This window comes from Catenulispora rubra (assembly GCF_015356825.1).
GTDB lineage: Bacteria > Actinomycetota > Actinomycetes > Streptomycetales > Catenulisporaceae > Catenulispora > Catenulispora rubra.
The window spans coordinates 21914-47146 of sequence record NZ_JAACYW010000003.1 but is presented as its reverse complement, the minus strand read 5'-3'; the positions used below and the strand labels follow the sequence as shown (position 1 = coordinate 47146).

Genomic DNA, 25233 nt, shown 5'->3' with positions numbered 1-25233 from the left:
CGCGACCGTGACGGTCGCGGCCACCACGAGCAGCGACACCAGGAGGGCGGCGCGCCTCATTGAAGCGCCTGCTTCTGACGCGCTCCGCCTGGTCCCGTCATCGCTGTGCTTCTTGTCCGGGGGCCTACTGATTGGGTTGGGTGAGCGACCATTGCTGGTTGGGATGACCATTGCACGCGTAGATGATCAACTGCGTGTTGTCCTGGGTCCCGCCGCCCGATGCGTCCAGGCACATCCCGGCGTAGGGGCTGAGCTCTTGCGTCGCGCTGTCGTAGCTCCACTGCTGGCCGGCCGAGCTGTTGCAGGTGCTGATGGTGACCGGCGTCAGGCTGGTGCTGGACGCGGCAGTCAGGCACTTGCCCATGGTCCGAAGGGTGCCGTCGCCGAACCGGGCGAAGATCTGGTTCGGTGATGAGCCGCCGCAGTCGTACAGGGCCAACTGGGTGCCGTCGGTGGTGTTCGCTCCGGGAACGTCGGCGCACCGCATACTCGGGACACCCTTGATGACGCTGCTGGGCGCTGTGGCGACGTTGACGCTCACGTCATCGCAGTCCGCATAGCCGGCGCCGGACGCCTTGTAGCAGTAGATCGTGGCCTGGGTGCTGGACGGCCCGGTGTGGAAGGTCACCGATCCGCTGGTGTACGAGGTGTTCGTGATCGTGGAGTAGGCCTCCGCGCCGCCGTAGTTCTTGACTCCGATGCGTACCCGCTCGCCGGCGGTGGCCGTCTTCGCCCAGCCGGACAGCTGGTAGGTGGTGTCCGGTGCCACGGCGACCGCCTGCTCCGCCGACGCCGGTGCCGGACCGACCTGCAGCGCGTACGAGCCGCTGTGCGCGTTGCCTGCTACGACCGACGCCGAGTTCCACGCGTTCCAGGGAGCCAGCGACCCGGACTCGAATCCGCCGTTCTTCGCGATCGCGCACGACGCGTCGTTAGGAGTGGACAGTTGGTCCGCCCCGATGTCCGGCGCACAGGCCGCAGGCACCGTGTGGCCCCAGAAGTCACGCCCCCCGTTGTTGGGGAGGACGCGGCCGGCACCGATGGCGGGGGAGCCGGGCTGGATCTGGTAGCCGGCCACCGTGCCGATTCCGGTGCCGCCGCTTCCAGGCGACACGAGCTTCGGGTCCGCGACGATCTGTCCCGCGGGCGCTCCGGACTGGTTACCGGACAGGATGTTGTTGCTGAACGCGACAGTGCCGGAGTCGAAGCTGTATCCGCCGGAGCCCTGGTTCACGATGATGTTGTTGTCGATGTTCAGCCGGTTGCCGCCACCCGCGTCGATGATCGTGGCCGTCGAACCCGCGGGCTCGTAGATCGTGTTGTTGTAGAACCAGCCGTTGTTCACACCCGCACCACGCAGCACCTGGCTTCCGTCGTTCTGGCTGACGTTGTAGCGGAAGGTGGCGTTGCTCGTCGAGGCCGTCCCGCCGCTGCAACCGCAGAACATCGCCATGCCGCCGGCGTTGTCGTGGCTGTAGTTGTACTGGTAGACGGTGCCGTCGGTGCCGAAGTCGGCGTCCCAGGCCATCCCGTCGTTGTTGTCGGACAGCTTCTGGCTCTGGTACGCCTCGTTGTACTGGAAGGTGACGTTGTCGGCGTTCCAGACCCAGATCGCGGCGTTGGAGCCGAAGGAACGTGCCGAGGTGTCGTAGGCGACGTTGTTCTCGGCCAGCCCGTTCTGCGTGTACTGCATGACGATGCCGTCGCCGCCGATGTCGTGCACGGTGTTGTTGCGGACGACGAACCCGGTCCACGGGTAGTAGGTGGTCACGCCGGCCTGACAGGTGCCGATCCAGCCTATCGAGGCCCGGCAATACCAGGTGGTGGACATGTTGATGCCCGAGCGGTCCACTGTGTAGACGTCGTTGCCGTTGAGGACGACGTCGTTGAACTTGGTCTTGACGCTGGTGCCCAGGACGTCGAACTGGATGCCGGCGCTGCCGCCGAGGTCCTTCTTGCCGTCGCCGTTGACGTCGTGCACGGTCAGGTTGGTCAGCCGGTAGTAGCTGCCGGTGCCGTAGTCCTGCAGCACGATGTGGACTCCGCGGCGGTTGGCCGCGGTCGCGCCGTGGTTGGTCACCTCCAGGTTCCGGATCTCCCAGTACTGCTGGTTGTCCAGCAGGACCGCATCGGACGCGCCGCCGCCGGCGACGACCGGCTTCGGTCCGCTGCCGTAGGCGTCGACGACGATCGGTGCGCCCGCAGCGCCCGACCCCTTGGGGGCGAGTGTGCCGTTGCAGGTTGTGCCACGGGCCAGCAGGATCTGGTCGCCGGCGGCGAAAGTGGTCGAGTCGACCTGGTTCAGAGTGTTCCATGGGCTGGTCTGGGAGCCGTTGCCATTGCTCGCGGCAGAGCAGTTCACGTAGTGCGCGGTCCCGGCCGCCGAAGCGGTGGAAGGCGCCCAGACTGAGGCCGCTGCCATCGTCAGGGTTCCCAGGGCGACGGCTATTCGGTGTCGGGTTCTTCGTGTGAAGGCGGGTGATCGTGACACGTGCTGACTCCTTGGTCGTCGATGCGTTGTGACATCCCGCAGTGGAGTGACCGGTCAATCAGGAAGGTGGCCGGAACGTTAAACCCTGACGTCCAGGCCGTCAAGGAGTACAGATCTCGAAATATTTGTGTGACCTGCGGACCTCTCGAGGATCGCAGCTGGCTGGTATTGACTGGCGGGAGCCATCAGAGCTACTGTCCCGCCACACCATGATTGACCGGTCAAGCTTAAGGGGGCTTCATTGTGGCGACGATGCAGGAAGTGGCCGAACGCGCCGGCGTCACCAAGCAGACCGTTTCCAACGTGGTCTCCGGCCGCGGCCGAGTCAGCACCGCGACCGCAGCTCGCGTCCAGGCCGCGATCGACGAACTCGGATACGTCCCGAACCTGGTGGCGCGAAGCCTGGCCACCGGGGCGACGATGACGGTGGCCCTGGTGGTGCCGTCGGTGGCGAACCCGTTCTACTCCGAGGTCGTCGAGGAGGTGGAGAATGCGCTGCGAGAGCAGGGCTACCACCTGCTGCTGGGCACGACGCGGCAGGATGCCGGGCGCGCGCGGGAGCTGTTGACCAGCCTGGCCGGTCGGTCGGTGGACGCGCTGCTGATAGCCGGTGACCACGATCTCGAGGACCATCTGGCGTTGCTGGCCGATGCGCGCTTTCCGGTCGCGCTGTGCGCATGGGAGAACGACATCCCACACACTCTGCCGGTTGTGACGATCGACTACGACAACGGCGGCTTTCTGGCCGGACGGCATCTGCGGGAGCTCGGGCACGAGCGCATCGCGGTCGTCGCCGAGATGCCCCACCACGCGCCGCGCGTCGAGGGGGCGCGCCGAGCCTTCGCTCGGGACGGGTTGACCATCCCCGACGAGGCGATCTTCGTCTCGGATCCGTCGAGGCCGGAGCATGAGTTCGAGGTCGCGGAGCAGGTGTTCGACAGCAGCCTGCGGCTGACCGCGGTCTTCGCCACCCGCGACGTCCTGGCCCTTCGGATCCTGGAGGCTGCTCGCCTACGTGGCCTGGCCGTGCCCGGCGACATCTCGATCGTCGGGTTCGACGACATCGCCGAGGTCGGGAGCGCGCATCCGCCGCTCACCACGGTCGCGATTCCGACGCGGTCGATGGCCCGGCAGTCCGTCGAACTGCTGCTGCGATCCGTGGCCGACTCCATGAGGCCGGACAACACGATGTCGTTGTTGCGACCGCGCTTGATCGTGCGGTCCAGCACCGGTCCGGCACCGAGGGCCGCTGATTGAACAGCGATGGGGAAGCCTCGTGTCGTAAGGACACAACGGTCGAGGAACCGTCTCGGCCGATCGTGTTTGCCAGGCTTGATGATAGGCACGTCAGAAGACTGATTCCAGCGGCGCCGGACGGCTCAGGGCTCAGCTGAGGCATCTGCGCCGCGCCCGAGTCGGCATCAGTCACAAGATTCGTCGAGCCGCGACGCGATCGACAAAGAAGGGATTCGAGTGTTTGGTTCTGTGAACCCGGTACGAGCCGGTCCACGTTCAGTCTCGAGGACCGGCGTCAGCGGGGCTTCTCGGTCGATTCCCGGACGATCAGGTCGGGGGCGAACAGCGAGTGCTCGTGCACATGGGTGGCCGGCTCGGAGATCTCGTCCATCAGCATCCGCACGGCGGTCCAGCCCAGACGCTGGCGGGCCCGCCACACGGTCGTCAACGGGACCAGCGACGCTCCGGCCCATATGAGGTCGTCGAAGCCGACGATCGAGAGGTCCTCGGGCACCCGGACCCCGTGGCGCACGACCTCCTGGAGGACTCCGAGAGCCAGCATGTCGTTCGCGCAGAAGACGGCGGTGGGCCGCTCCTCCGGATCGCGATCGGCCAGCAACTGTCCGGCCCGGCGCCCCTCTTCGACGGTCCACGTAGCCGGCAGGCGTTCCACGGACTCCGGTGGCAATCCGGCTCGCTCGACCGCGGCGTACAGACCCTGCGCTCGCTGCAGGACCTGTACGGAGATGGGATCCTCGCCGATGAAGGCGATCCGGCGGTGGCCCAGCCCGAGCAGGTGCTCGCCGGCGAGCAGTCCGCCCTTGAAGTCGTCGCTCGCGACATGGCAACAGGGGTGGTCCCCCGAGATGCGGTCGACATAGACCAGCGGTGTACCGCGCTCGATCAGGCTCTCCAGGCCTTTGTTGCGCACGTCGACGGGCACGATCATGATCCCGTGGACCCGCTGCTGGATGAGCAGATCCAGGTTCTGCTCCTCGCGCGACGGGTCCTCCCCGTTGTGGACGATGAGAACGCCCACGCCCAGCTCTTTCGCCGCCGCCTCCGCGCCCAGCGCGATGTCGGCGAAGAACGGGTTGCCCAAGTCGGCGATCGCCAACCCGAGCGTCCGCTCGCGGCCGGCCCGGAACTGGCGCCTGGTCTTGGTGGGCACGAAGTCGAGCTCGGCCATCGCCGCCAGCACCCGTTCGCGTGTCTGGGCGCCCACATAACTCGGGCGGTTCAAGACGTTGCTCACGGTGCCCGCGGATACCCCCGCGCGCCGTGCGACATCGTGGATCGTGGCCATGGCATGCATGATAGGCGCGATACGGGTTCATTGAACATAGATCGCCGGATTTGGTTGCACCCGAGGATCCAATCGCTGACATCTTCCCTGTTCAGACGAACGTACTGGCCTAGACCACGTCTCCCCGTCGTCCCGAACGCTCGATGTCATGGCGACCCTTGTTCGCTCAGAAGTCTAGTACACCCGTGCGATCACTGCTAATATTGCGCATAGGTTCACTGAACCAAGCGCTGTTTCGATCTTGAGGGGTGGCAAGTGACGAAGCCTGAGGGGGTCCCCGCCGCCGCCCGGACAGCGGTTCCCCGCGACGGCATCGGGTGGCTCGGGCAGGTGTCCCGGGTCGACAGCTTCACCGTCGACGACGGGCCCGCGCGCGGCACGCGGCTGATGCGCCTCGTCAACGGCGGGGCTCTGGAGATCGAGGTGCTCCCCGACCGGTTCGCCGGGGGCTGGGGCGTGCGGCGCGCCGCGGTCTACCGGATCGAGAAGGACAAGCTCGGCGAGTTCTACGCCAAGGGCACCATCCTCAAGCGCGAGGTGCTTCCCGGGCATGTCGCGAACGCCGTGTTCGCACTGACCTGCGGCGACCTGACGCACACCACCGGCCTGCACATCCCCGTCGACGCGGGCGTCGCGGCGGCGTTCCTGCGATGAGCACGACCTCGAAAACGGTCGCGGCCGTCGACCTCGGTGCGTCCAGCGGACGCGTGATGGTCGGCCGCGTCGGTCCGGACTCGCTGGCGCTGGAGAAGGCGCACCGCTTCGCGAACGTGCCGGTCCGCGTCGGCTCCACCCTGCATTGGGACATCCTGTCGCTGTACTCCGGGGTGCTGGAGGGACTGCGAGCCGCCGATCACCTGGACTCGATCGGAATCGACAGCTGGTCAGTGGACTACGGTCTGCTGGACTCCGACGGGCAGCTGATCGGCAATCCGGTGCACTATCGGGATGCCCGCACGGAAGGTGTCGCCGAGAAGGTCTGGGCGACGATCCCGGTGCGGCAGCTCTACGCAGCCACCGGCATTCAGTACGCACCCTTCAACACTGTGTATCAGCTCGTGGCGGCTCAGGGTTCGGCGCAGTTGGCGGCAGCGAGTCAGTTGTTGCTGATCCCCGACTTGATCGCCTACGGGCTCACCGGCATCGCGGGCACAGAGCTCACCAACGCCTCGACCACGCAGCTGATCGATCCGCACACCTGCGACTGGGCCTCCTCGATCGCCGCCGAGTTGGGCATCGACCTCGGCCTGTTCCCGCCGCTGCGCCGACCTGGCGATCCGGCGGGGACGGTCCTGCCCGAGGTTCTGGAGCAGGCAGGGCTTCGGGGAGTGGTTCCGGTTACGGCGGTGGGATCGCACGACACCTCGGCGGTGGTCGCGGTCCCCGCAGGCGAAGCCGAGCGCTTCGCCTACATCTGCACCGGAACCTGGTCGCTGGCCGGGGTGGAGCTCGACGCGCCGGTGCTTTCCGAGGCCGGTCGCGTGGCGAACTTCACCAACGAGCTCGGCATCGACGGCACTGTCCGGTACCTGCGCAACATCATGGGGCTGTGGCTCCTGCAGGAGTGCATGCGGGAATGGGACTGGGACCCGCACGACGTCGGGCCGCTGCTTCGTGATGCCGCTGACGTACCGGCGCTGCGTTCGGTCGTGGATGCCTCCGACCCGGTGTTCCTCGCACCCGGCCGCATGGCCGAGCGCATCGCCGACGCGTGCCGTGCCACCGGCCAGCCGGTGCCGGTGAGCCTGGGGGAGTTCACCCGCTGCATCCTGGATTCCCTCGCGCTCGCCCACCGCCGTGCGATCGTCGAGGTGCAGACGCTGGCCGACCACCCGGTCGACGTCGTCCATCTCGTCGGCGGCGGCGCTCGCAACGCCCTGCTGTGCCAGCTCACCGCCGACGCCTGCGGACTGCCGGTGGTCGCCGGCCCCGCCGAGGCCGCGGCGCTGGGCAATGTGCTCGTCCAGGCCCGCTCGCTGGGCCTGGTCGGAGATCGTGCCGCGATGCGGTCGCTGGTGGCCCGTGCGCAGCCGCTGACGCGGTACGAACCGTCGGGTGATTCTGCCGCCTGGAGGGGCGCGGCTGAACGGATCGCCCGGCAATGAGCCTCCGGACGGGCCCCGAACCCCCGTAGGCGGCCCGTCCGGAGGTCTCACCAGATCACTACGAAGGAGCGCCGTGCGTGTCGCCCTGTTCCTGACGAACCGCTCGCCCGGCGCTTCGCCGAAGTCTTCGTCGGCTACGACGCGATCGTGTCGCCGTCCGGGTCGTGCGTGGCGATGGTGCGTGAGCTCTACCCGCGTATGGGTGCGCGGGCCGACGCCGCGGGGCGGTACCGACCTCGCCCAGACCCTCGCCGAGTTCGTACCGCGGACGTTCGGGCTCACCGAATTCCTGGTGGACGTGCTCGGAGTGACCGACGTCGGCGCGTACTACCCGCACATCGTCACTTACCACCCGACCTGCCACGGGCTGCGCGGCCTCGGGCTCGGTGATCGCCCGCGTCGCCTGCTGGAGGCGGTCGAGGGCCTGGTGCTGGCGGAGCTGCCGAGAGCAGAAGAGCGCTGCGGCTTCGGTGGCACGTTCGCGGTGAAGAACCCCGAGGTCTCGGTCGCCATGGCGACGGACAAGGTACGCGCCGCCGTCTCGACCGGTGCAGAGGTGCTCTGTGCGGCGGACAACTCCTGCCTGATGCATCTGGGCGGTGTGATGTCGCGTCTGGAAGTCGGCATGCGTCCGGTTCATATCGCCGAGATCCTGGCGGGCAACCATGAGGAGGTCTTCGCGTGAACGGTACCTACCTCGCCATGCCCGCGTTCCCGAAGGCCGCCGGAGTGGCGGTTCGCGACACCACCCTGCTGGGGAACCCGCGCCACGCCACCTACACCATCCGCGACAAGCGCGCCAAGGCAGTCGCGGAGCTCTCCGACTGGTCCGAACTCCGGGAAGCCGGAAAGCAGGTCAAGGACCACAAACTCCAGCACCCTAAACGGCTTCCAGGCCCCGGTCGGGCCTGGACCGCGGAACGCGACCTGCCACAGGTACCGGCACGGATGTTCCGCGCTTGGTGGAAGCAGTCGCGGCCGTGGAAGGCAGGCATCAAGTGAGCAGCAGAGGGCTGATCCTCGGCCGCATCCAGAACGCCCTGACCCGGGTTCCCGCCACCGGACCGAACCACATCGACGACGTCGAGCGGCGCTGTCTTCGCGAGCATGGCACACGCGACCTGGACGAGCTCGTGGACCTGCTGGCCGACAACCTCGCCGACTACCGGGCGAACTTCTACCACACGGCCGGTGCCGCGCTCCCGGCGCTCATAGCCAGACTGCTGGCTGATCGCGGCGCGCGGCAGGCGGTGGTGCCCGAAGGTCTGCCGCCGGAGTGGACGGCGGCGGCCAACGCCGAGCTCGTGCCGGACGACGCCTCGAGGACCGCGGCCGAGCTCGACCTCGTGGACAGCGTCGTGACCGCGAGCGCCCTCGCCATCGCCGAGACCGGCAGGATCGTTCTCGACGGCGGCCCCGGCCAGGGCCGACGCCGCATCACCCTGATACCCGACCATCACATCTGCGTGGTGCGCGTCCCGGACCAGGTGGCGGCTTCCGTGCCGCTCGCGCTCCGGCGTCTGGACCCCGGGCGCCCGCTGACGTGGATCTCGGGGCCGTCGGCGACCCGCGACATCGAGTTCGAGCGGGTCGAGGGTGTGCACGGTCCGCGGCGGTTGGACGTCATCCCGGCGATGAGCTGAATCTGAAGGAGACACATTCATGACAAGTCCATTCTGGTATGACGCTCCGGCCGGGGACTGGACATCCGCGCTCCCCATCGGCAACGGCCGGATCGGTGGAATGATCTTCGGCGGTGTCGAGGAAGAACTCGTGCTCTTGAACGAAGCGAGCGTATGGTGCGGGCCGCCGGAGGACCTGGACAACCCGCGCGGCCCGCAGTTGATCGCCCAGATGCGTGAACTGCTCTTCGCCGGCAAGCCGGTGGAGGCGGAGGAACTGTGCGAACGGGAGTTCCTCCACCCCGATCCTGATGAAGACCGCTGCTACCAGCCGCTCGGATTCCTCCGGCTGCGCCACGGGTCTGCCGGCGAGGTGACCGGCTATCGGCGCGAACTGGACTACGACCGGGCCGTGGTCGGCACGAGCTTCGAGCGCGGCGGAACGGGCTATCGCCGAGAGGCCTTCGTGAGCGCACCCGATCAGGTCATGGTGCTCCGGTTCACCGCCGACGAGCCGGGCGCGATCTCGTTCTCGGCCTCGCTCGACCGCCCCGCCGACGCGGCCATGACGGTCTGGGGCGACTGCCTGCGCCTGTCCGGTCGGGTGTCCGCGTCAGGGGGCAGATATCCGGGTGTCAGCTTCGACGCGCTGGTCGGCGTGGTCGCGAACGGCGGCGACGTCGTCGCCGCGGCCGACGGACTCCAAGTCTGCGGCGCCGACGGAGTGACGCTGTTTCTTGCAGTGGCCACGGATTACGACCTCCACCGACCGGAAGTGCCCAGCCGGCGTGATCGGATGGCTGAATGCGAGGGTCGGCTGGCCGCCGCTCGTACGAAGTCCTTCGCGCAGCTCAAAGCGGATCACGTGGCTGACTACCAGCAGCTCTACCGCAGCAGCGCGCTGCAGATCGCCGCCCCGCCGTGCTCGGACGCCCCGATCGACAGGCGTGTCGCCGAGGCGGCCAACGGCGCGGGCGATCCGAAACTGCTCAGCGTCTACTTCGCCTACTGCCGGTACATCCTGATCTCGGCGTCGCGGGCCGGCGGCATGGCGATGAACCTCCAGGGCATCTGGAATCCGCTGATGAAGGCGCCCTGGCGGTCCAACTGGCATCTGAACATCAACGTTCAGCAGGCATACTGGTTCGCCGAGCAGGGCAACCTGGCCGAGTGCCACGAACCGCTGTTCACGCTCACCGAGAACCTGGGGCGCAACGGCCAGAAGACGGCCCGGGTGATGCTCGGAACCGATCGGGGTTTCGTCGGCAGCCTCCGGACCGACGCGTCCATGTACACCGCACCGGCCCAGAAAGCGGTGTGGGGCATGTACGTCGCAGGCGGCGCGTGGTGCGCACAACACGCCATGGAGCACTACCGCTTCACGCAGGACCGCGAGTTCCTCGCACACCGTGGGCTGCCCATCCTTCGAGCCAACGCTTTGTTCTGGGTCGACTGGCTGGTGCCGGAACCGAAGACCGGCAGTCTCGTGTCCGGGCCGACTGCCTCGCCGGAGAACTTCTTCCTGCTGCCCGACGGCCGCAAGGCGAGCTTGGCGATGGGGGCGTCGCATGATCAGGAGATCGCCTGGAACTCGCTGCGCGACTTCCTTGAGGCGTGCCGCGAACTCGGCATCGACGACGACGAGACGCGCGAGGTCCAGGCCGCGATGGAGCGCCTCGCCCTCCCCACGATCGCACCTGACGGACGCCTGCGCGAATGGCCGGAGGACTATGAGGAATCCGAGCCGGGCCACCGCCACCTCTCGCATCTGTGGGGGATGATGCCCGGCAATCGGATCACCCTGCGCGAGAATCCAGAGCTCGCGAAGGCCGTCACCGCGTCGTTGGACTACCGGCTCTCCCACGACTACCACGCGCAGGGCTGGAGCCTGGGCTGGGTCGCGTGCATGCTGGCCCGGTTGAAGCAGGGCGACCGCGCCCTGGAGCTGATGACGCACGAGTACTTCGAGCACGTCTGGCCGAACGTGTTCGTCGAGGCCCACGAGCAGGTCCAGGTCGGCGACATGATGGGCGTGCCGCTGGCCATGATCGAGCTGGTGCTGCAGAGCCATACCGGCGAGATCGAGCTGCTGCCCGCACTGCCGCAGAGCTGGGCGACGGGCTTTGCGACCGGGCTGTGCGCGCGCGGTGGGTTCGTCGTGGATCTGGCGTGGACCGACGGCGAGCTCGACTCGGCCGTCATCACCGCCAAGGCCGCCGGGTCGTGCACCGTGCGATACGGAGAGCAGGTCACAAGTCTGGAAGTCGAGGCCGGTAGCACGCATCGGATCACGTTCTGACGGCGGTCGTATGGAGTTGCGTCATGTGGCGGGGCGGAGGCCGCGGATCCAGATAAGCGATCCGCGTAGCTGAAGTCCCGCCATAGAGCCGTCGGGTGTCTTCTCATAGCGGTATGCCAGGTCGCGCCAGGCTCTTCTGATGCCATACCTCGTTCGTCTCGCCAGGCGGATCTCTCGAAATCCAATTATCAAAGTTCCCACAGTTCAGGGCTTCCGCTTCATGCCACGAGGCTTCACGTCGACGCAATACCAAGCCCCGAATACTGTTGTATCGTAATTTCGCGGTCACGAGATCAGGATACTGTCGCAAACGCACTGCCACCAATGCGCTGTCACCTGGCTCGTGAAAGAGGAACGATGCATCGACGAATAAGCCGCAAGACAATGTCCCTATTACTTCCGTCCATGGCGGCCTTCCTGCTGGGGCTGGTTGCACTCGTCGGCGGCGGCCCGCCAACGAACGCTCACCGTACGGCGCCGCCGGCGTCGGCGGTCGACTCGATGGCCGCGACGCACAGCATGGACACGGTGATACCGGCGTCGGCGATGCAGGCGCGGGCGCCGGTCCTGTCCCGGGCCGGATGGACCGCGACCGCCAGCGACGAGGAGACCACGGCGCTGAACGGCCACGCCGCCAACGTCCTGGACGGCAGTCCGAATACTTTCTGGCACAGCCTCTTCACGCCCACACCGACCCCGCTGCCGCACTGGATCCAGATCGACATGCACCAGACGCAGATCGTGTCGGCACTGGTCTACACCCCGCGCGCCGGGGGCGGGAACGGCACGATCGGCTCCTACGCCGTCGAGCTGTCGATGGACGGGACCGCCTGGAGCGCTCCGGTCATCTCCGGCGCCATGGCGGACGACGCGACCGCCAAGACCCTGAGTTTCGCGCCGCAGCCGACCCGCTTCGTGCGCTTGACCGCGCTGTCCGAGGCCGGCAACCGCGGCCCGTGGAGCTCGGCCGGCGAGATCAACCTGCTGGGCGATCCCGGGACGACGGCTCCGACACTGACCGAAATGCCGCGCACCGGTTGGGGCGCGACTGCCAGCGATCAGGAGACGACGAAGGAGGACGGCCGGGCCGCCAACGTCTTGGACGGCAACCCGAACACTTTCTGGCACAGCCTCTACACGCCCACGCCGACCCCGCTGCCGCACTGGATCCAGATCGACATGCGCCAGACCCAGCAAGTCGGCGCCCTGCTCTACACGCCACGTCCCCGGGGCGGCATCGGAACGAGCAACGGCACGATCGGCTCCTATACGGTCAGCACCAGTCTGGACGGCACGACGTTCACCCAGGTGGCCTCCGGTACCTGGCCGGACGACGCGACGACGAAGACTGCGACGTTCAGCGCGGTCGTGCCGGCGCGCTACGTACGCCTGACGGCGCTGTCGGAGGCGGGCAACCGCGGGCCGTGGAGCTCGGCCGCCGAGATCAACATCCTGGGCGAGAACCCGGCCTTGACCGGTTCCTGGGGCAGCGTCATCGGCTTCCCGCTGGTCCCCGTGGCCGCCGCGCTGCTTCCGAACAACAAGCTGCTGGTCTGGTCTGCCTACCGCGATCTGTCCTACCGCCAGAACACGGGGATGACACAGACCGCGATCCTGGACCTGGCGACCGGCGCGGTATCGCAGCGGACCGTCACCAACACCGACCACGACATGTTCTGCCCCGGCATCGCCGTGCTCCCGGACGGCCGCGTCATGGTCACCGGCGGCGACGACGCGGCCAAGACCAGCATCTACGACCCGGCGACCGACACCTGGGCCACCGGCCCGGAGATGAACATCCCCCGCGGCTACCAGGCCATGACCACACTGTCCGACGGCGACGTGTTCGTCCTCGGCGGCTCCTGGAACGGCCCGCTCGGCGGCAAGAACGGTGAGATCTGGTCGCATACCAGCGACACCTGGAACCTGCTGCCCGGCGTGCCGGACACTCCGGCCCTGACCAACGACCCGAAGGGCATCTACCGCCAGGACAACCACATGTGGCTGTACGCGACTTCCAACGGTCGCGTCCTGCAGGCCGGCCCCAGCTCCGCCATGAACTGGATCGACACCAGCGGGGCGGGCACCATCACCCCTGCGGGCCGACGCGGCGACAGCCCGGACGCGATGAACGGCAACGCCGTGGCCTATGACATCAACAAGATACTGACACTCGGCGGCGCCACAGCGTACTCGGATGCCGACGCCACCAACCGGGCCTACAGATCGACCTGACCTCCGGCCAGCCGCAGGTGGCCCGCACCGGCGACATGTCCTTCGCGCGATCGTTCGCCAACAGCGTCGTCCTGCCCGACGGCAAGGTTCTCGTGGTCGGCGGCCAGGCCTACCCGGTCCCGTTCAGCGACAACCAGTCCGTCATGACACCGGAGCTGTGGGACCCGGCTACCGGCGCCTTCACACAGATGGCGACCATACCGATACCCAGGAACTACCACAGTGTCGCCGTGCTGCTGCCCGACGGCCGGGTCTTCTCCGGAGGCGGAGGGCTGTGCGGCACGTGCACCACCAACCACCCCGACGGCACGATCTTCACGCCCCCGTACCTGCTCAACGCCGACGGCTCCGCCAAGCCACGCCCGACGATCACCACGGCGCCCGCCAGCGCGTCGCTGGGCAGCACGATCACGGTGTCCACCGACCGCCCCGTCGTCTCCTTCGCGCTGGTGCGCACCGGTGAGTCGACGCACTCGGTGGACAACGACCAGCGCCGGGTCCCCCTGACGATCACGGGGAGTTCGGGCACCGGATACTTCCTGGCGATTCCGGCCGATCCCGGCGTCGCCCTGCCCGGGAACTACATGCTGTTCGCGATGGACCAGAACGGCGTGCCGAGCGTCGCAGCGATGGTGAACGTCCACTGACGGTTCTCGGTGCCGCGAACGTGCCCCGCTCCGTCGTGACGAGGAGCGCGGGTACGTTCGTACCTTGAGGAGGCACGTGTTCGCCAGGCCGGGGTCTGCCGACTGCCAAGGCAGTGGAGAACAACCGATGCGACTGCCCGGTACTGTCTCGATTGCAGCGAGGCTGACGTGCTACCGCGCCGCTCCGAACCGCAAGACAGAGTCCTGAAAACGGCCACTGATTCCAGGGCTCTGGGTCGGAAGGCCCATGCCCGGCGCGGCGCGGTGCTCCGCCGACAGCCCAGGCGATGGGGACAGAGCGCTGCCCTACTTGCCGATCCCGACGGTCATGCCCTGGATGATGCGGGTGCCGAGCCAGGTGAACAGGGCGAGCATGGGGACCAGGATGATGCAGATCCCGGCGAACATGGTGCCGTAGTCCAGGCCGTTCATCTGTTGGGTGGCCAGGAAGTCGTTCAGGGCGACCGGCAGGGTGATCTTGTTTTGCGAGTGGGTGAGGACCAAGGCGAACAGGGTCTCGTTCCAGGCGCCGATGAACTGCAGCAGGAAGGCGGTGATCAGGCCGCCGCGGGCGACCGGGACGATGACTTGCAGGAAGGTGCGCAGGGGTTTGGCACCGTCGATGACGGCGGCTTCTTCCAGGACGGCGGGGACGCCGGCGAAGAAGCCGGTGAGCAGGTAGACGGTGAACGGCATGGCCAGGCCGGTGTAGACGATGATCAGGCCGGTGTGGGTGTCGACCAGGTTGGCCTTGGCCAGTCCGATGAACATCGGCACGATCAGCACCTGGCCGGGTACCCCGAGCCCCATGGCGAATGCCATGGTCAGGGCCGAGGAAGTGCGGGTGCGGCGGCGGGCCAGGGCGTAGGCGCAGGGTGCGGCCAGGGCGATCGCCAAAGCGGAGGAGACGGTGGCGTTGATGACGCTGTTGAGTGCGGCCTGTCCGAAACCGCCGTCATGGATGGCGGTGCTGTAGTTGGACAGTTTCGGGGTGGTGGGCAGCCCGAAGGGGTGGTGCAGGATGTCCCTGCTGGGACGGAGCGAGGTCACGGCGACCCAGGCGAGCAGGGCCAGGTCGGCGGCCACGATCGTCCACACGATGGCGGTGCCGACCCGCATCGCCGGCCCTGTCGCCTTGCGTCTGGTGTTCACGGTGGAGTTGCCCCTCTCTCAGTATTCGACGGCGGCGCGGCGCATGATGCGGCGCAGGATGACAGTGAACAGGGCGACCATGACCAGGGAGACGATCGCCGCCGCGGTGGCCATGCCCAGCTCGGGGGTGGACTGCGGCGGGAAGGCCTCCTCGTACACGTACATGGCGGTGTTCCAGGAGGCCGCGGGCGGGGCCGCTCCGCTGTTCGAACCGCCGTAGACCAGGATCAGCTCGAAGATCTTCACCGAGGACACCGTCCACAGCACCGCGCACACGCTGATGACGTCCCAGGCCATCGGAAGCGTGACGTGCCGGAATCGCTGGAAGGCGTTGCAGCCGTCCAACTCGGCGGCCTCGTACAGGTAGGTGGGGATCTGGTCGACCGCGGCCATGATGATCGCGGTGTAGTAGCCGGTTGCGGTCCAGATGAGGGTACCGATGATCATCGGCAGCAGGTTGTCGGTGGACAGCCATTTCGGGGGAGTGCTGATTCCGATGCCGTGCAGAATCTGGTTGACCGGGCCGTCCGGGGAGAACAGGAATCCGGCCAGGATTCCGAACACCATCGCGTTGACCAGGCACGGGAAGAAGATCACCGAGCGGGCGAACAGCCGGCCGGTCATCTCCCGCAGCACCAGCGTCAATGCGAAGGCGATCGCGAAGGTGCAGCCGCCGCCGATGAAAAGGATCTTCAGCGTGTTCGTCAGCGAGGACCGGAAGTACGGGTCGTCGAACAGGATCTGGTAGTTCTTCCATCCGCGCCAGCGTTTCGGGCCCATGCCGTCCCACTTGTACAGGGACGTCCAGGCCGCATATCCGATCGGCACCAGGAAGATGACGGTGTAGACCAGCAGTGCCGGCGCGGCGAAGGGCCAGAACATCCGCCGGCGCTGCTGCTCCAGCGGTGAGTGCTTCTTGCGGCGGGCGCGGAGGGAATCCCCCCGGGCGCCGTGGGCCCGGGGGGATTCCGTGGTGAGCGCGGTCATGGTGATCTCAGCCCTGCGTCTTCCAGTAGGAGATCTGCGCGGCCTTCGTCTTGGCCACGAACTGCTCCGCGGTGATCTTGCCGTGCCACAGGTCCAGGAAGTTCGGGCTGAACGCCTTGTCCATCACCGACCCGGCCTGCCCGTCGTAGGTCAGCCGGACCGTGTTGGCGTCCAGAGCCTTCTGCACGTCTGTGAGGTCGGCCGGGGCCGGCACGTCGGACCGCACGGTGATGCTGTCCGAGGTCGAGGCGAGGTTCGCCATGTTCTGCTTCTGGAGGAAGTAGGCGATGAACTGCTCAGCCGCCGTGGCGTTCTTGGCCTTCTTCGGGATCGAGAACCCGAAGGTCATCGAGTCCGGGGCCGTCACCCCGGGCGGCAGCATGGCGCCGTACTTCCAGGTCGAGGCGACTTCCTTGCCGGTCTCGGAGGTGGCCCAGCTGCCGGTCATCCAGAACGCGTCCTTGCCGCCGGCCCAGGCGGTCTCCTGCGCCGGGGACTTGGTGGCGTCGTAGCCGGGGACGATGTAGCCGCCCTTGACCAGCTGCTCGGTCTCCTGCGCGGCCTTGAGCACCGCCGGGTTGTCCCAGGCCGCGCCGGTCTTGTCGTTGGTGAGGTCGGCGAAGTTCACCCCCTGGGCGTTGAGCTGGTAGTCGAACTCCAGCCCGTTGGTCCACGCGTCCTCGCCCTCGGAGGCCAGACACGGCTTGCCCTTGGCCTTGAGCGTGTCGCAGATCTTGATGAAGTCGTCCCAGGTGGTCGGCGGCGTCGTCATGGCGGCCTGGACGTCGGGGTCGGTGGCGTTGTAGAAGAGCTCCGCCGAGTCGACGATGTACGGGATGACGTAGTTCTGGACGCCGTTCGGGTCCTTCGGCAGGGCCGAGAGGTACTTGGCCGGGACGACGTCGCCGACGGTCTTGCCCTCCCCGGGCACCTGCATCCCCAACACCGGCGTCAGATCCAGGGCCTGCCCGGCAGAGGCGGTCTGCCCGTAGATCACGTCCGAACCCTGATCCCACAGGTCCGGAGCCTGGTTCGCCGCGATCGCCGGACCGATCTTGGTGCGCACATCACGACCCGTGAACTGCAGGTCCACCTTGACCCCGGTCGACGCCGTGAACGCGTCCACCGCAGCCTTGATCACCTTGCCCTGCGGCTCGTCAGCCCGCCACATCGACCAGTAGGTGAAGTGGCCACTGCTCTTCGCCCCGGAGCCGCCGGAGGTGGAGGAGCTGCTGCTGTTGCTGCTGCATGCGCTGACACCAACCACGAATACCGCCGCGGTGGCGAGAGCCAGGACGCCGCGTGAGCGCCTGGTGGTGCTGACCATGGTTCGTACCCTTCTTTGACGGAATCGTTATGGAGCGGTAGTGCCTTGGTGCAGGTGGGGATGCGGGCGTGTACCCGCCGATCAGTCCACGCCGAACTCCACGCTGAACGACGTCGGCGTGGCGGCGAGGGTGTGTGGGGGCGTCGGCTGCGGACCGCATGAGGCGCTGCCCAGCCCGTGGTGTGCGTGGTCGATGTGAAGATGGATACGTCCATCGGGCCGAAGCTCGCTGGTGTGGTCGGCGGCGGTGAGAGCTGCGGTGCCCCAGGGTCTGGCAGTGAGGTCGAAATAGGGCGCGCCGTCGATCAGCAGACTGCCGTCGCCGGTGGTGATCAGGGCGCGCCGAACGTGGCGTCGGTTGCCGTTCTCCTGTGGACGGATGTAAGGGGTCTGCATCGCTGCGACGGTGGAGGTGAAGCAGGCGACGCGGGCGGCGCTCTGCGAGTCCCGATATGCCTCGCCCGGTCCGAGACCGAACCACCCGACGTCGGCATCGGTGCCCGGCACAGACATCGCGACACCGAGACGCGGCAGGGGAAACGGCCAGTCGCCCTCAGGTGTGACCGCGACATGGAGCCTGAGCCGGGGCGGCAAGCTGCTTCCGGGTGCGGACGCGCTCCACCGGTATACGACGCCAAGCGCGGCGGTGGACCCGGCGGCGGCCAGGCGCGCCGATACGGCCAGCCCGTTCTCGTCGGCTTCCACGCTCAAGGTCCGATGGCGCATGCGGTCCAGGCCGGCTTCGTACCAGGCGACGGCTTGGGGCTCCCCGTAGACGTAGAGCAGGTCGTTGTCGATCGGGGCGCGCCAGATGTCCAGACGCGGCCCGTCGAGCTCCAGGTCGCCGAGACCGATCAAAGTGCCGGTGCGGGCGTCGAAGCGCCCGGAGCCGAGTTCGATGACGCCGCCACGTGCAACGGCGGGCGCGGGCGTGGAGGTCTCGGCTTTCACACTGGCAGAGAGTTGCGCCTGCCCCCAGGCAATCTCATGCCCTGTGTCGGCCCAGCTCTCGTCCTTGGCCAGGCTCGCAGTCACCGACAGCCACAGCTCGCCGCCGACGCCGGCTTCGGTCGCGGCATGGGCGGCCGCATCGAGTTCGGCCGGCCAGTACAGCGCGATCCCAGCACCCGGCGGGATCGGGGGCACCGGCACGTCACCGGAGCCGACTGGTACGCCATCGGCCTCAGCCGTCCACTGGAAGCGCAGGTGCCCGGTGTCGCGGAACCGATAGAGGTTGGATATGCCGATCCGTCGCGCAGAGCCGTCGATGGCGATCCGGACCGGCTCGATCACCTTCTTGTATTCGACAAGCCCCGGCGAGGGCGTCCGGTCGGGGAAGACCAGGCCGTCGGCGACGAAGTTGCCGTCGTGGACCTCCTCGCCGAAGTCACCGCCATAGGCGTAGAACGGTGTTCCACCATCTGTGGTCTGCACGATGCCGTGGTCTATCCACTCCCAGATGAAGCCGCCGGCCAACCGCGGGTGCGCCTCGAAGATCTCCTGATAGTCGGCCAGCCCGCCGGGGCCGTTGCCCATCGCATGGGCGTACTCGCACATGATGAACGGCAGGCTTCTGCGATGGGCGTCATCGGCCGGGTCCGGGGTGCGCGGTTCGCGGTGTCGGCCGATCGCCTCCAGCTCGTCCAGGTGGAGGTACATCTTGCTGTACAGGTCGGTGTACGACGCGCTCTCGTGGTCGCCTTCGTAGTGGATGAGCCTGGTGTCGTCCCGTCCCCGGATCCACGCGGCGGCGACGGCCAGGTTGGCGCCGGTTCCGGCTTCGTTGCCCAGCGACCAGACGACGATGCTGGGATGGTTCTTGTCCCGTTCGACCATGCGCCGGGTGCGGTCGATATAAGCGGGCTGCCAGTCGAGGTCGTCGCTGGGATTGCGGCGCCAGCCGCCGGATATGAAGCCGTGCGTTTCCAGGTCGCCCTCGCAGACCACCCACAGGCCGTGCTCGTCGCACAGATCCAGGAAGCGGGCGTCCGGCGGGTAGTGGCTGGTGCGGACCGCGTTGATGTTGTGCTGCTTCATCAACAGCACGTCGGCCAGCATCGTCTCGTGGTCGAGGGTTCTACCGGTCATCGGGTGCCATTCGTGCCGGTTGACACCGCGGAACGTCAGCGGTCGGCCGTTGGCCGTCAGGACGCCGTCGGTGACGGCGACGCTCCGGAAGCCGATCCGCAGGGGTATCCGCTCGCCGGAACCCGATATCAGTTCCCCGGCATACAGCCGCGGCACTTCGTCCGACCAGGGATCGACGCGCTGGATGAAGTGTGGGCCGGCGGGGTCGGCGTCGGCGATGTCCAGCTCCGGCACGGACAACCGTGCGGCTACCGAGCCTGCCATCGTGATGGACAGCGTCCCGGCGCCGGAGGTGTGATCGTAGTCGGCGCGGACGAAGAAGTCCTCGACGCCCCGGGCGATCACCGACACCGGTCGGAAGATCCCGGACAACCACCACATGTCCTGGTCCTCCAGGTAGCTGCCGGACGACCACTGGTGCACCCGTACGGCCAGCACGTTGCGTCCGGGACGGAGGTCAGCCGAGGCGTCGAACTCCGTGGGAAGGCGGCTGCCCTTGCCGTCGCCGAGCCGGACCCCGTTGAGCCATACCGCGAAAGCCGAATCGACCCCCTCGAAGCGGAGCACAGCGCTGTCGACCGGGAAATCGTCCGGCACCTGAAAGGCACGTCGGTACTCGCCGGTCGGATTCTGCTCCGGTACCCGCGGGGGGTCGACCGGGAATGGGAAGACGATGTTGGTGTAAGCGGGAGTCCCGAACCGCGGCGTGCCAGGAAGGCCGGCAAGCTGCCAGCACGACGGCACGCTCAGGGCGGCCCACGCCGTGTCGTCGAAATCAGTCTCGGTGAAGTCCGGCGTCAAGTCGTCCAGACCGGCAGCCAGCCGAAAGTACCAAGCACCGTCGAGCGCGATCGCGGGGGTGTCTGAAGCGAACGCGGCGCGGGGACGCAGCCGTCCGGTTCCGGGCGACCGGTCTTCGACGTAGGCGTTCGGGTCGGTGACGCTCATCGGTGTGGGCGCTTCCTCTCGGCTCCAAGCCCGTTGCCCCTGGCGGCGGCAGCGGGATGCGGGAACAAGGCAGAACAAGGCATGGGTCGGCCGATCAATCGGCCTGGTGCAGCAGAAGATGTGGTCCGCCCCGCCCCGCGCGGCGCCGATCGACGGTGCCGTGTGCGGTGCCGGGGCGAGGGCATGGTTCAGTCGCCGGATCGCGGCGGCGGCGCGCTGCTGTCGCGCACGACCAAGGTCGGGCGCAGCAGCGACACCACATTGGTCGGCGGCCGCTCGGCCTCCAGGGAACGCAGCAGCAACTCGACAGCCTGCTGGGCCATCTCGCGCTTGGGGACGGCGACGGTGGTCATCGCCGGGTGGGTCCGCCCCACCTGGGCGATGTCGTCGAATCCGACTACCGACATGTCTTCGGGCACCCGGCGTCCTGATTCCTGGACGGCCTGCAGCGCGCCCAGCGCGAGGATGTCGTGGGTGGCGAACAGCGCGGTGGCGTCCGGGTGGGCCGCCAGTGCGGCGTCGGCGCCGGCGAAGCCTCCGGCCGGGTCGTCGGTGGTCCGGGCGAAGATCATGTCGTCGCCGATGGTCAGGCCGTCGGCGGCGAAGGCCCGACGCAGCCCATCGATCCGGCGTGTGTGCGCCGGTAGGACGGCTACTACGACGACCTTCTCGTGGCCCAGCTCGCGAAGATGCCGTCCGGCCAGGAACCCGGCGTGCTCGTAGTCGATCGACACCACCGGCAAGGTGTCCGGCGGGTCCACCTCCCAGGCGAACAAGACGACCGGAAACGGCGCCGTGGCCAGCGTCGGCAGCTGCTCGATCACGCCGGCGTCGCCCGCGACCAGCAGCGCGTCCACCGAGCGACGCGTGAGGATGTCCAGATGCCGCCGGGTGTACTCGCCGTCATCGCGGGTGGTGGCCAGCAGCAAGTTGTAGCCGTGGCGCACCAGGACGTTCTCCACCTCCTCCACCAGTTCGGAGTAGAACGGGTTCGCCACGACCGGCACGAACAGCCCCACCGTCATCGTGGCGCCGGTGGCCAGCGAGCGGGCCAGCAGATTCGGCTTGTAGCCGAGCTGTGCTATCGCCGCGTTCACCTTCGCCGCCGTGTCCGGGCGCACCTTCTTGCCGGACACCACGTTGGAGACGGTCTGCTTGGTGACCCCCGCAAGGGCGGCCACCTCCGCCATCGTCGCCATGGAATCCCTCTCTACGTTGACCGGTCCACGTGAAGTGGAATGAAACGTAGCCCCTGGGTTTCCGATTCGTCAATAGATCCGGCGTCGGATCATCGGCGAGTGACAATGCGGACCTGGCGCCTTCTGTCGTTCTCGCGGGCAAACCGTGCACCTCAGGACATTGCGTCGAGGCTGATGCCGCCACGCTTGACGAGGCGGACACGCGGCGTTAACGTCCGTCGCCACAGAGCGTAGACCGGTCAACGTAGTACGGGATCGCAAGACGCACACCGATCAGGTTCCGCATCGCACCGCCTCCTGTGAGCGATGCCTTCAACCCGTTGAAGGAGCGATTTGTGTTCTATCAAGCCTCTGCCGGGCGAACGGGCCGGCGGCCGCGCCGTCGACGCCTGGCCGTTCTGGCGTGCGCTTTCGCTGTGACGGCGGCTGCGGCCGGCCTGCTTTGGTGGCCGCACCACAGCGCCGCCTCGGCCCGAGCCCGGCCAGGCGAGGCGGCCAACGTCATCGGACGTCCCCAGCCGGTGGGCAAAGTCCACCTGGTGGCGTTTCTGGCCACCCAGCCGGACACCGCAGCGACTCCTTCGCGCAGCCAAGCCGTCGAGATCACGAGTCTGCTGGCCCAGTACGGCGCGAAAGGCCTGACCGCCGAGATCGTCGATGAGAGCGGTGCGACGACGAACGCGTTGACCAACACCTACTACGACTGGCAACTCGGAGACATCCACCTGACCGGTGACCCCGGGCGTACCCGGGCTGGGCAGTTCAAGGTGACCGGCGCGCCCACGACGCTGCTGGTCGATGACAAAGGAACGGTCCTCGCCCGCTGGGACTCCTACGTCCTGACCGCCCAAGCCGCCCAGATCATCACCGTCAAGCTCAGCTGATTCCGGCGCAGCGAGCGCCGACCACCGAACCGCGCGCCGACCACCGAACCGCGCGCCGACCACCGAACCGCGCGCCGACCACCGAACCGCGCGCCGACCACCGAACCGCGCGCCGACCACCGAACCGCGCGCCTCCACGGCGATCGCAGAGTTCGACCTTCAACGTGCGCTGCTATCCGCATCGCGCTTCCGTAATCACTGATTTGTCAAAGGAGTGACAGATGTCGCACAGACACCGCGTCGGCGCCCGATGGCGCCGGCGGCTCGTCGGCTTGGTGGCCGTCCTGGCGATTCCCGTCGGCTATCTCACGCTGGCCGTGGCCGCCCCGGCGCAGGCTGCGGGCCCCGCGCACTACGTGGACTGCTCCCGGGGCACGAACGGCACCGGAACGCAAAGCAGTCCGTGGAACAGCCTGGCATCGGTCAACGCCACGACGTTCGGCCCCGGCGACAGCATCCTGTTCGCTCGTGGAACGACGTGTACCGGCGCGTTGCACGCCCCCGGCTCCGGCTCCTCGAGCGCGACGATCAAAGTGGACGCCTACGGGACCGGCGCGCGGCCGGTCATCAACGACGGGTCCGCAGACAACGCTGCCGTGGAGCTGAACGATCAGTCCTTCTGGGACATCAGCAATCTGGAGATCGTCGGCGGAGTGCACTTCGGCGTGTACATCACCGGCAACACGCCGAGCGCCAGCCTGCATCACTTCCACCTGACCAACCTGGACGTGCACGGCGCGACCTTCAACCAGAAGGAGCGCGGCGTGGACGGAGAGGTGTATGTCTACCCGAACGTGGCGGGCGAGACGATCAGCGACGTCGTGATCGACAGCGTGACCGCGCACGACAGCAAGGTCTCGCAGGGAATCTTCCTGGGCGGATACTGGGGCGCCTTCCCGATGGGATCGCCGACGCCGCCGACGAACGCGACCCTCGGGTCGGGGTTCACCGTTGAGAACTCCTCCGCCTACAACGTCGGCGGTGACGGCATCCTGCTCACCGCGATGAACAACGCGCTGGTCACCCACAGCGTCGCTCACGACTCCGGGCAGTGCCGCATGAACAACGCCACCGGCTGCGACGGCTCGTCTTCAGGTCTGTGGCAGTGGTACTGCAACAACTGCACCGTCCAGTACAGCGAGTCCTACAACAACCACTCCGGCGGTAATGACGCCGGTGCGTTCGAGTTCGACAACGGCAACCAGAACAACGTCGTGCAGTACAGCTACGGCCACGACAACGACGGCTACTGCATCGCGACCATCGACAGCAATCTGGACGTCAACAACATCTTCCGGTACAACGTCTGCGCGAACAACCAGCAGGATTCGGGCAGTAGCACATCCGACGTGCTGTTGGTCACCGACGCCGGCGCGCCGACCACCACCCAGATCTACAACAACACCTTCTACCACAACCCCGGCAACGGTAACCCGTGGCTCACGCAGAGCGGCGATCCCACCCTCTCGCACGCAATCGTGAAGAACAACATCGTCTACTCCACGCTGCTGGCGGTGGTGAACGCCACCTCCACGGTGACGCTCGACAACAACCTGTACTACGTCAACTCCGGCAAGGCGCCCACGTTCACCTACAACGGCACGGCCTACAGTGGCCTGGCCGCCTATCAGGCCGGCAGCGGGCAGGAGAGTCACTCTCTGGCGGCCGATCCCAAGCTCAATCTGGCAGGAAGCGACAGCGTCGGCATGCCTTCGCTCGCCTACGCCTTGGCTCCGGGTTCGCCAGCGTTCGGTGCCGGAACCAACGTGTGTGCCGGCATCAGCGGATGCGACATGGGCAGCCGTGACTTCTACGGCAACCCTGTCACCACGACGGGCGCGCACAACATCGGCGCCTATGAGGCGTCGACCGGCCTGGAGGTCATCAAGAACGCCGGCTTCGAGTCCGGGAACTGCACCGGCTGGACCTGCTACGGCGGTTCCACGGTCGTGGCCGGGAACGCCCACTCAGGCAGCTACGCCGTGCAGACCCCGCCGAATGCCGGTGCCGAGCAGACCATCACCGGCCTGACCCCGAAGACCACGTACACCCTCACGGGCTGGGCCAAGAGCGGGACCGCGGGTCAGTGTGAATACATCGGCGTGAAGAACTTCGGCGGCGCCGAAGCCCGAGGATGCGCCAAAACCATCGCCTACACCGACCAGACTGTCGTCTTCACCACCGGCGCGACCAACACCAGCGCCACCATCTATGCGTGGAACGCGCCGGGCAACACGACCGCCGGCCACGCCGACGACCTCGCCCTCAGCGTCGGCGCGCCATCGACCACGGGCCAACTGGTGCTCTCGGCGTCGAACACCTGCATGGACGTCCCGAACGTCAGCACCACCAACGGTACCCAGGTCGAGATCTGGTCCTGCAACGGCGGCGGCAACCAGAAGTGGACGCACACCTACGGCAACGCCATCCAGGTCTACAACGGCACCAACCTTAAGTGCCTGGACGACCTGGGCGGCGCCAAGACGAGCGGCAGCCCGGTCGCCATCTGGAGCTGCACCGGCGGAACCAACCAGCAGTGGGTCCTCAACCCCGACAGCACGATCACCACACCGGCGGCGCCCGGACTGTGTCTGGGCGTTCCCGACGGGCAGAGCGCCGACGGCACCCTGGTCACGCTCCAGACCTGCAACGGCGGCACATACCAGAAGTGGGCTGTGCAGTGACAGGCACAGCTGACCTACGTTGC

15 protein-coding genes and 3 pseudogenes are annotated in these 25233 nt (G+C 67.4%); 11 read left to right on the top strand and 7 right to left on the bottom strand.

Annotated features, from left to right (window positions below; genetic code table 11):
- Positions 1 to 124 precede the first annotated feature (124 nt).
- A complete protein-coding gene (locus GWK61_RS02190) occupies positions 125 to 2422 on the bottom strand; it encodes a ricin-type beta-trefoil lectin domain protein (protein ID WP_194904324.1) in 2298 nt (765 codons plus the stop codon).
- Between the two features lie 321 nt (positions 2423 to 2743).
- Here GWK61_RS02190 and GWK61_RS02185 point away from each other — a divergent pair, with 321 nt between their 5' ends.
- Positions 2744 to 3748: a LacI family DNA-binding transcriptional regulator gene (locus GWK61_RS02185; protein ID WP_228561632.1), complete on the top strand. Its 1005-nt coding sequence runs from the start codon at positions 2744 to 2746 to the stop codon at positions 3746 to 3748.
- Positions 3749 to 4022: 274 nt separating this feature from the next.
- Here the strand turns inward: GWK61_RS02185 and GWK61_RS02180 are convergent, their stop codons facing one another.
- A complete protein-coding gene (locus GWK61_RS02180; protein ID WP_194904319.1) occupies positions 4023 to 5033 on the bottom strand; it encodes a LacI family DNA-binding transcriptional regulator in 1011 nt (336 codons plus the stop codon).
- 438 nt (positions 5034 to 5471) lie between these two features.
- Between GWK61_RS02180 and GWK61_RS60510 the strand changes: the two are divergent.
- The 8 genes and pseudogenes from GWK61_RS60510 to GWK61_RS55915 form a co-directional block, all read left to right on the top strand.
- Positions 5472 to 5687: pseudogene (locus GWK61_RS60510) on the top strand (bifunctional rhamnulose-1-phosphate aldolase/short-chain dehydrogenase); the annotation flags it as partial.
- Complete coding sequence (locus tag GWK61_RS02170) at positions 5684 to 7138, top strand: rhamnulokinase (protein ID WP_194904317.1); 1455 nt, start codon at positions 5684 to 5686, stop codon at positions 7136 to 7138. The pseudogene GWK61_RS60510 and the gene GWK61_RS02170, both read left to right, overlap by 4 nt.
- A gap of 96 nt (positions 7139 to 7234) precedes the next feature.
- Positions 7235 to 7823 (top strand): annotated as a pseudogene (locus GWK61_RS55925) ((Fe-S)-binding protein); the annotation flags it as partial.
- Positions 7824 to 7840: 17 nt separating this feature from the next.
- Positions 7841 to 8026 (top strand): annotated as a pseudogene (locus tag GWK61_RS60505) ((4Fe-4S)-binding protein); the annotation flags it as partial.
- A 110-nt stretch (positions 8027 to 8136) separates the two neighbouring features.
- Complete coding sequence (locus GWK61_RS02155) at positions 8137 to 8781, top strand: LutC/YkgG family protein (protein WP_194904315.1); 645 nt, start codon at positions 8137 to 8139, stop codon at positions 8779 to 8781.
- Positions 8782 to 8800: 19 nt separating this feature from the next.
- Positions 8801 to 11059, top strand: coding sequence for a glycoside hydrolase family 95 protein (locus GWK61_RS02150; RefSeq protein WP_194904314.1), 2259 nt, complete (start codon positions 8801 to 8803; stop codon positions 11057 to 11059).
- 405 nt (positions 11060 to 11464) lie between these two features.
- Positions 11465 to 13294 carry a discoidin domain-containing protein gene (locus tag GWK61_RS02145; protein ID WP_228561615.1) on the top strand — a complete coding sequence of 610 codons (1830 nt, stop codon included), beginning with the start codon at positions 11465 to 11467 and terminating at the stop codon, positions 13292 to 13294.
- Between the two features lie 35 nt (positions 13295 to 13329).
- Complete coding sequence (locus GWK61_RS55915; RefSeq protein ID WP_228561614.1) at positions 13330 to 13941, top strand: galactose oxidase early set domain-containing protein; 612 nt, start codon at positions 13330 to 13332, stop codon at positions 13939 to 13941.
- Between the two features lie 306 nt (positions 13942 to 14247).
- On the opposite strand, the gene GWK61_RS02140 is transcribed toward GWK61_RS55915, so the two are convergent.
- From GWK61_RS02140 to GWK61_RS02120, 5 genes are all read right to left on the bottom strand, one after another.
- Entirely contained in the window at positions 14248 to 15093 is an 846-nt protein-coding gene (locus GWK61_RS02140) for a carbohydrate ABC transporter permease (RefSeq protein ID WP_323747375.1), read from the bottom strand.
- A gap of 18 nt (positions 15094 to 15111) precedes the next feature.
- Positions 15112 to 16080: a carbohydrate ABC transporter permease gene (locus GWK61_RS02135; RefSeq protein ID WP_194904312.1), complete on the bottom strand. Its 969-nt coding sequence runs from the start codon at positions 16078 to 16080 to the stop codon at positions 15112 to 15114.
- A 7-nt stretch (positions 16081 to 16087) separates the two neighbouring features.
- Entirely contained in the window at positions 16088 to 17407 is a 1320-nt protein-coding gene (locus GWK61_RS02130) for an ABC transporter substrate-binding protein (RefSeq protein WP_194904310.1), read from the bottom strand.
- An 81-nt stretch (positions 17408 to 17488) separates the two neighbouring features.
- Positions 17489 to 20443: a glycoside hydrolase family 2 TIM barrel-domain containing protein gene (locus GWK61_RS02125; RefSeq protein WP_194904308.1), complete on the bottom strand. Its 2955-nt coding sequence runs from the start codon at positions 20441 to 20443 to the stop codon at positions 17489 to 17491.
- Positions 20444 to 20631: 188 nt separating this feature from the next.
- On the bottom strand, positions 20632 to 21642 hold the full coding sequence (locus GWK61_RS02120) for a LacI family DNA-binding transcriptional regulator (RefSeq protein ID WP_194904306.1): 1011 nt from the start codon (positions 21640 to 21642) through the stop codon (positions 20632 to 20634).
- 416 nt (positions 21643 to 22058) lie between these two features.
- Between GWK61_RS02120 and GWK61_RS02115 the strand changes: the two genes are divergently transcribed.
- Positions 22059 to 22526 carry a hypothetical protein gene (locus GWK61_RS02115; RefSeq protein WP_194904305.1) on the top strand — a complete coding sequence of 156 codons (468 nt, stop codon included), beginning with the start codon at positions 22059 to 22061 and terminating at the stop codon, positions 22524 to 22526.
- Between the two features lie 221 nt (positions 22527 to 22747).
- Positions 22748 to 25210 (top strand): ricin-type beta-trefoil lectin domain protein, encoded by a 2463-nt coding sequence (locus GWK61_RS02110; protein ID WP_194904303.1) that lies wholly within the window; start codon positions 22748 to 22750, stop codon positions 25208 to 25210.
- The last annotated feature ends 23 nt before the right edge of the window (positions 25211 to 25233 follow it).

Excerpts from the sequence above, each read along its gene's own strand:
- GWK61_RS02170 (WP_194904317.1), top strand. The coding sequence starts at position 5,684 with ATGAGCACGACCTCGAAAACGGTCGCGGCCGTCGACCTCGGTGCGTCC.
- GWK61_RS02120 (WP_194904306.1), bottom strand. The coding sequence starts at position 21,642 with ATGGCGACGATGGCGGAGGTGGCCGCCCTTGCGGGGGTCACCAAGCAG.
- GWK61_RS02125 (WP_194904308.1), bottom strand. The coding sequence starts at position 20,443 with ATGAGCGTCACCGACCCGAACGCCTACGTCGAAGACCGGTCGCCCGGA.
- GWK61_RS02190 (WP_194904324.1), bottom strand. The coding sequence starts at position 2,422 with ATGGCAGCGGCCTCAGTCTGGGCGCCTTCCACCGCTTCGGCGGCCGGG.
- GWK61_RS02145 (WP_228561615.1), top strand. The coding sequence starts at position 11,465 with ATGGCGGCCTTCCTGCTGGGGCTGGTTGCACTCGTCGGCGGCGGCCCG.
- GWK61_RS02150 (WP_194904314.1), top strand. The coding sequence starts at position 8,801 with ATGACAAGTCCATTCTGGTATGACGCTCCGGCCGGGGACTGGACATCC.
- GWK61_RS02130 (WP_194904310.1), bottom strand. The coding sequence starts at position 17,407 with ATGGTCAGCACCACCAGGCGCTCACGCGGCGTCCTGGCTCTCGCCACC.
- GWK61_RS02185 (WP_228561632.1), top strand. The coding sequence starts at position 2,744 with ATGCAGGAAGTGGCCGAACGCGCCGGCGTCACCAAGCAGACCGTTTCC.
- GWK61_RS02110 (WP_194904303.1), top strand. The coding sequence starts at position 22,748 with ATGTCGCACAGACACCGCGTCGGCGCCCGATGGCGCCGGCGGCTCGTC.
- GWK61_RS02135 (WP_194904312.1), bottom strand. The coding sequence starts at position 16,080 with ATGACCGCGCTCACCACGGAATCCCCCCGGGCCCACGGCGCCCGGGGG.
- GWK61_RS55915 (WP_228561614.1), top strand. The coding sequence starts at position 13,330 with ATGTCCTTCGCGCGATCGTTCGCCAACAGCGTCGTCCTGCCCGACGGC.
- GWK61_RS02180 (WP_194904319.1), bottom strand. The coding sequence starts at position 5,033 with ATGGCCACGATCCACGATGTCGCACGGCGCGCGGGGGTATCCGCGGGC.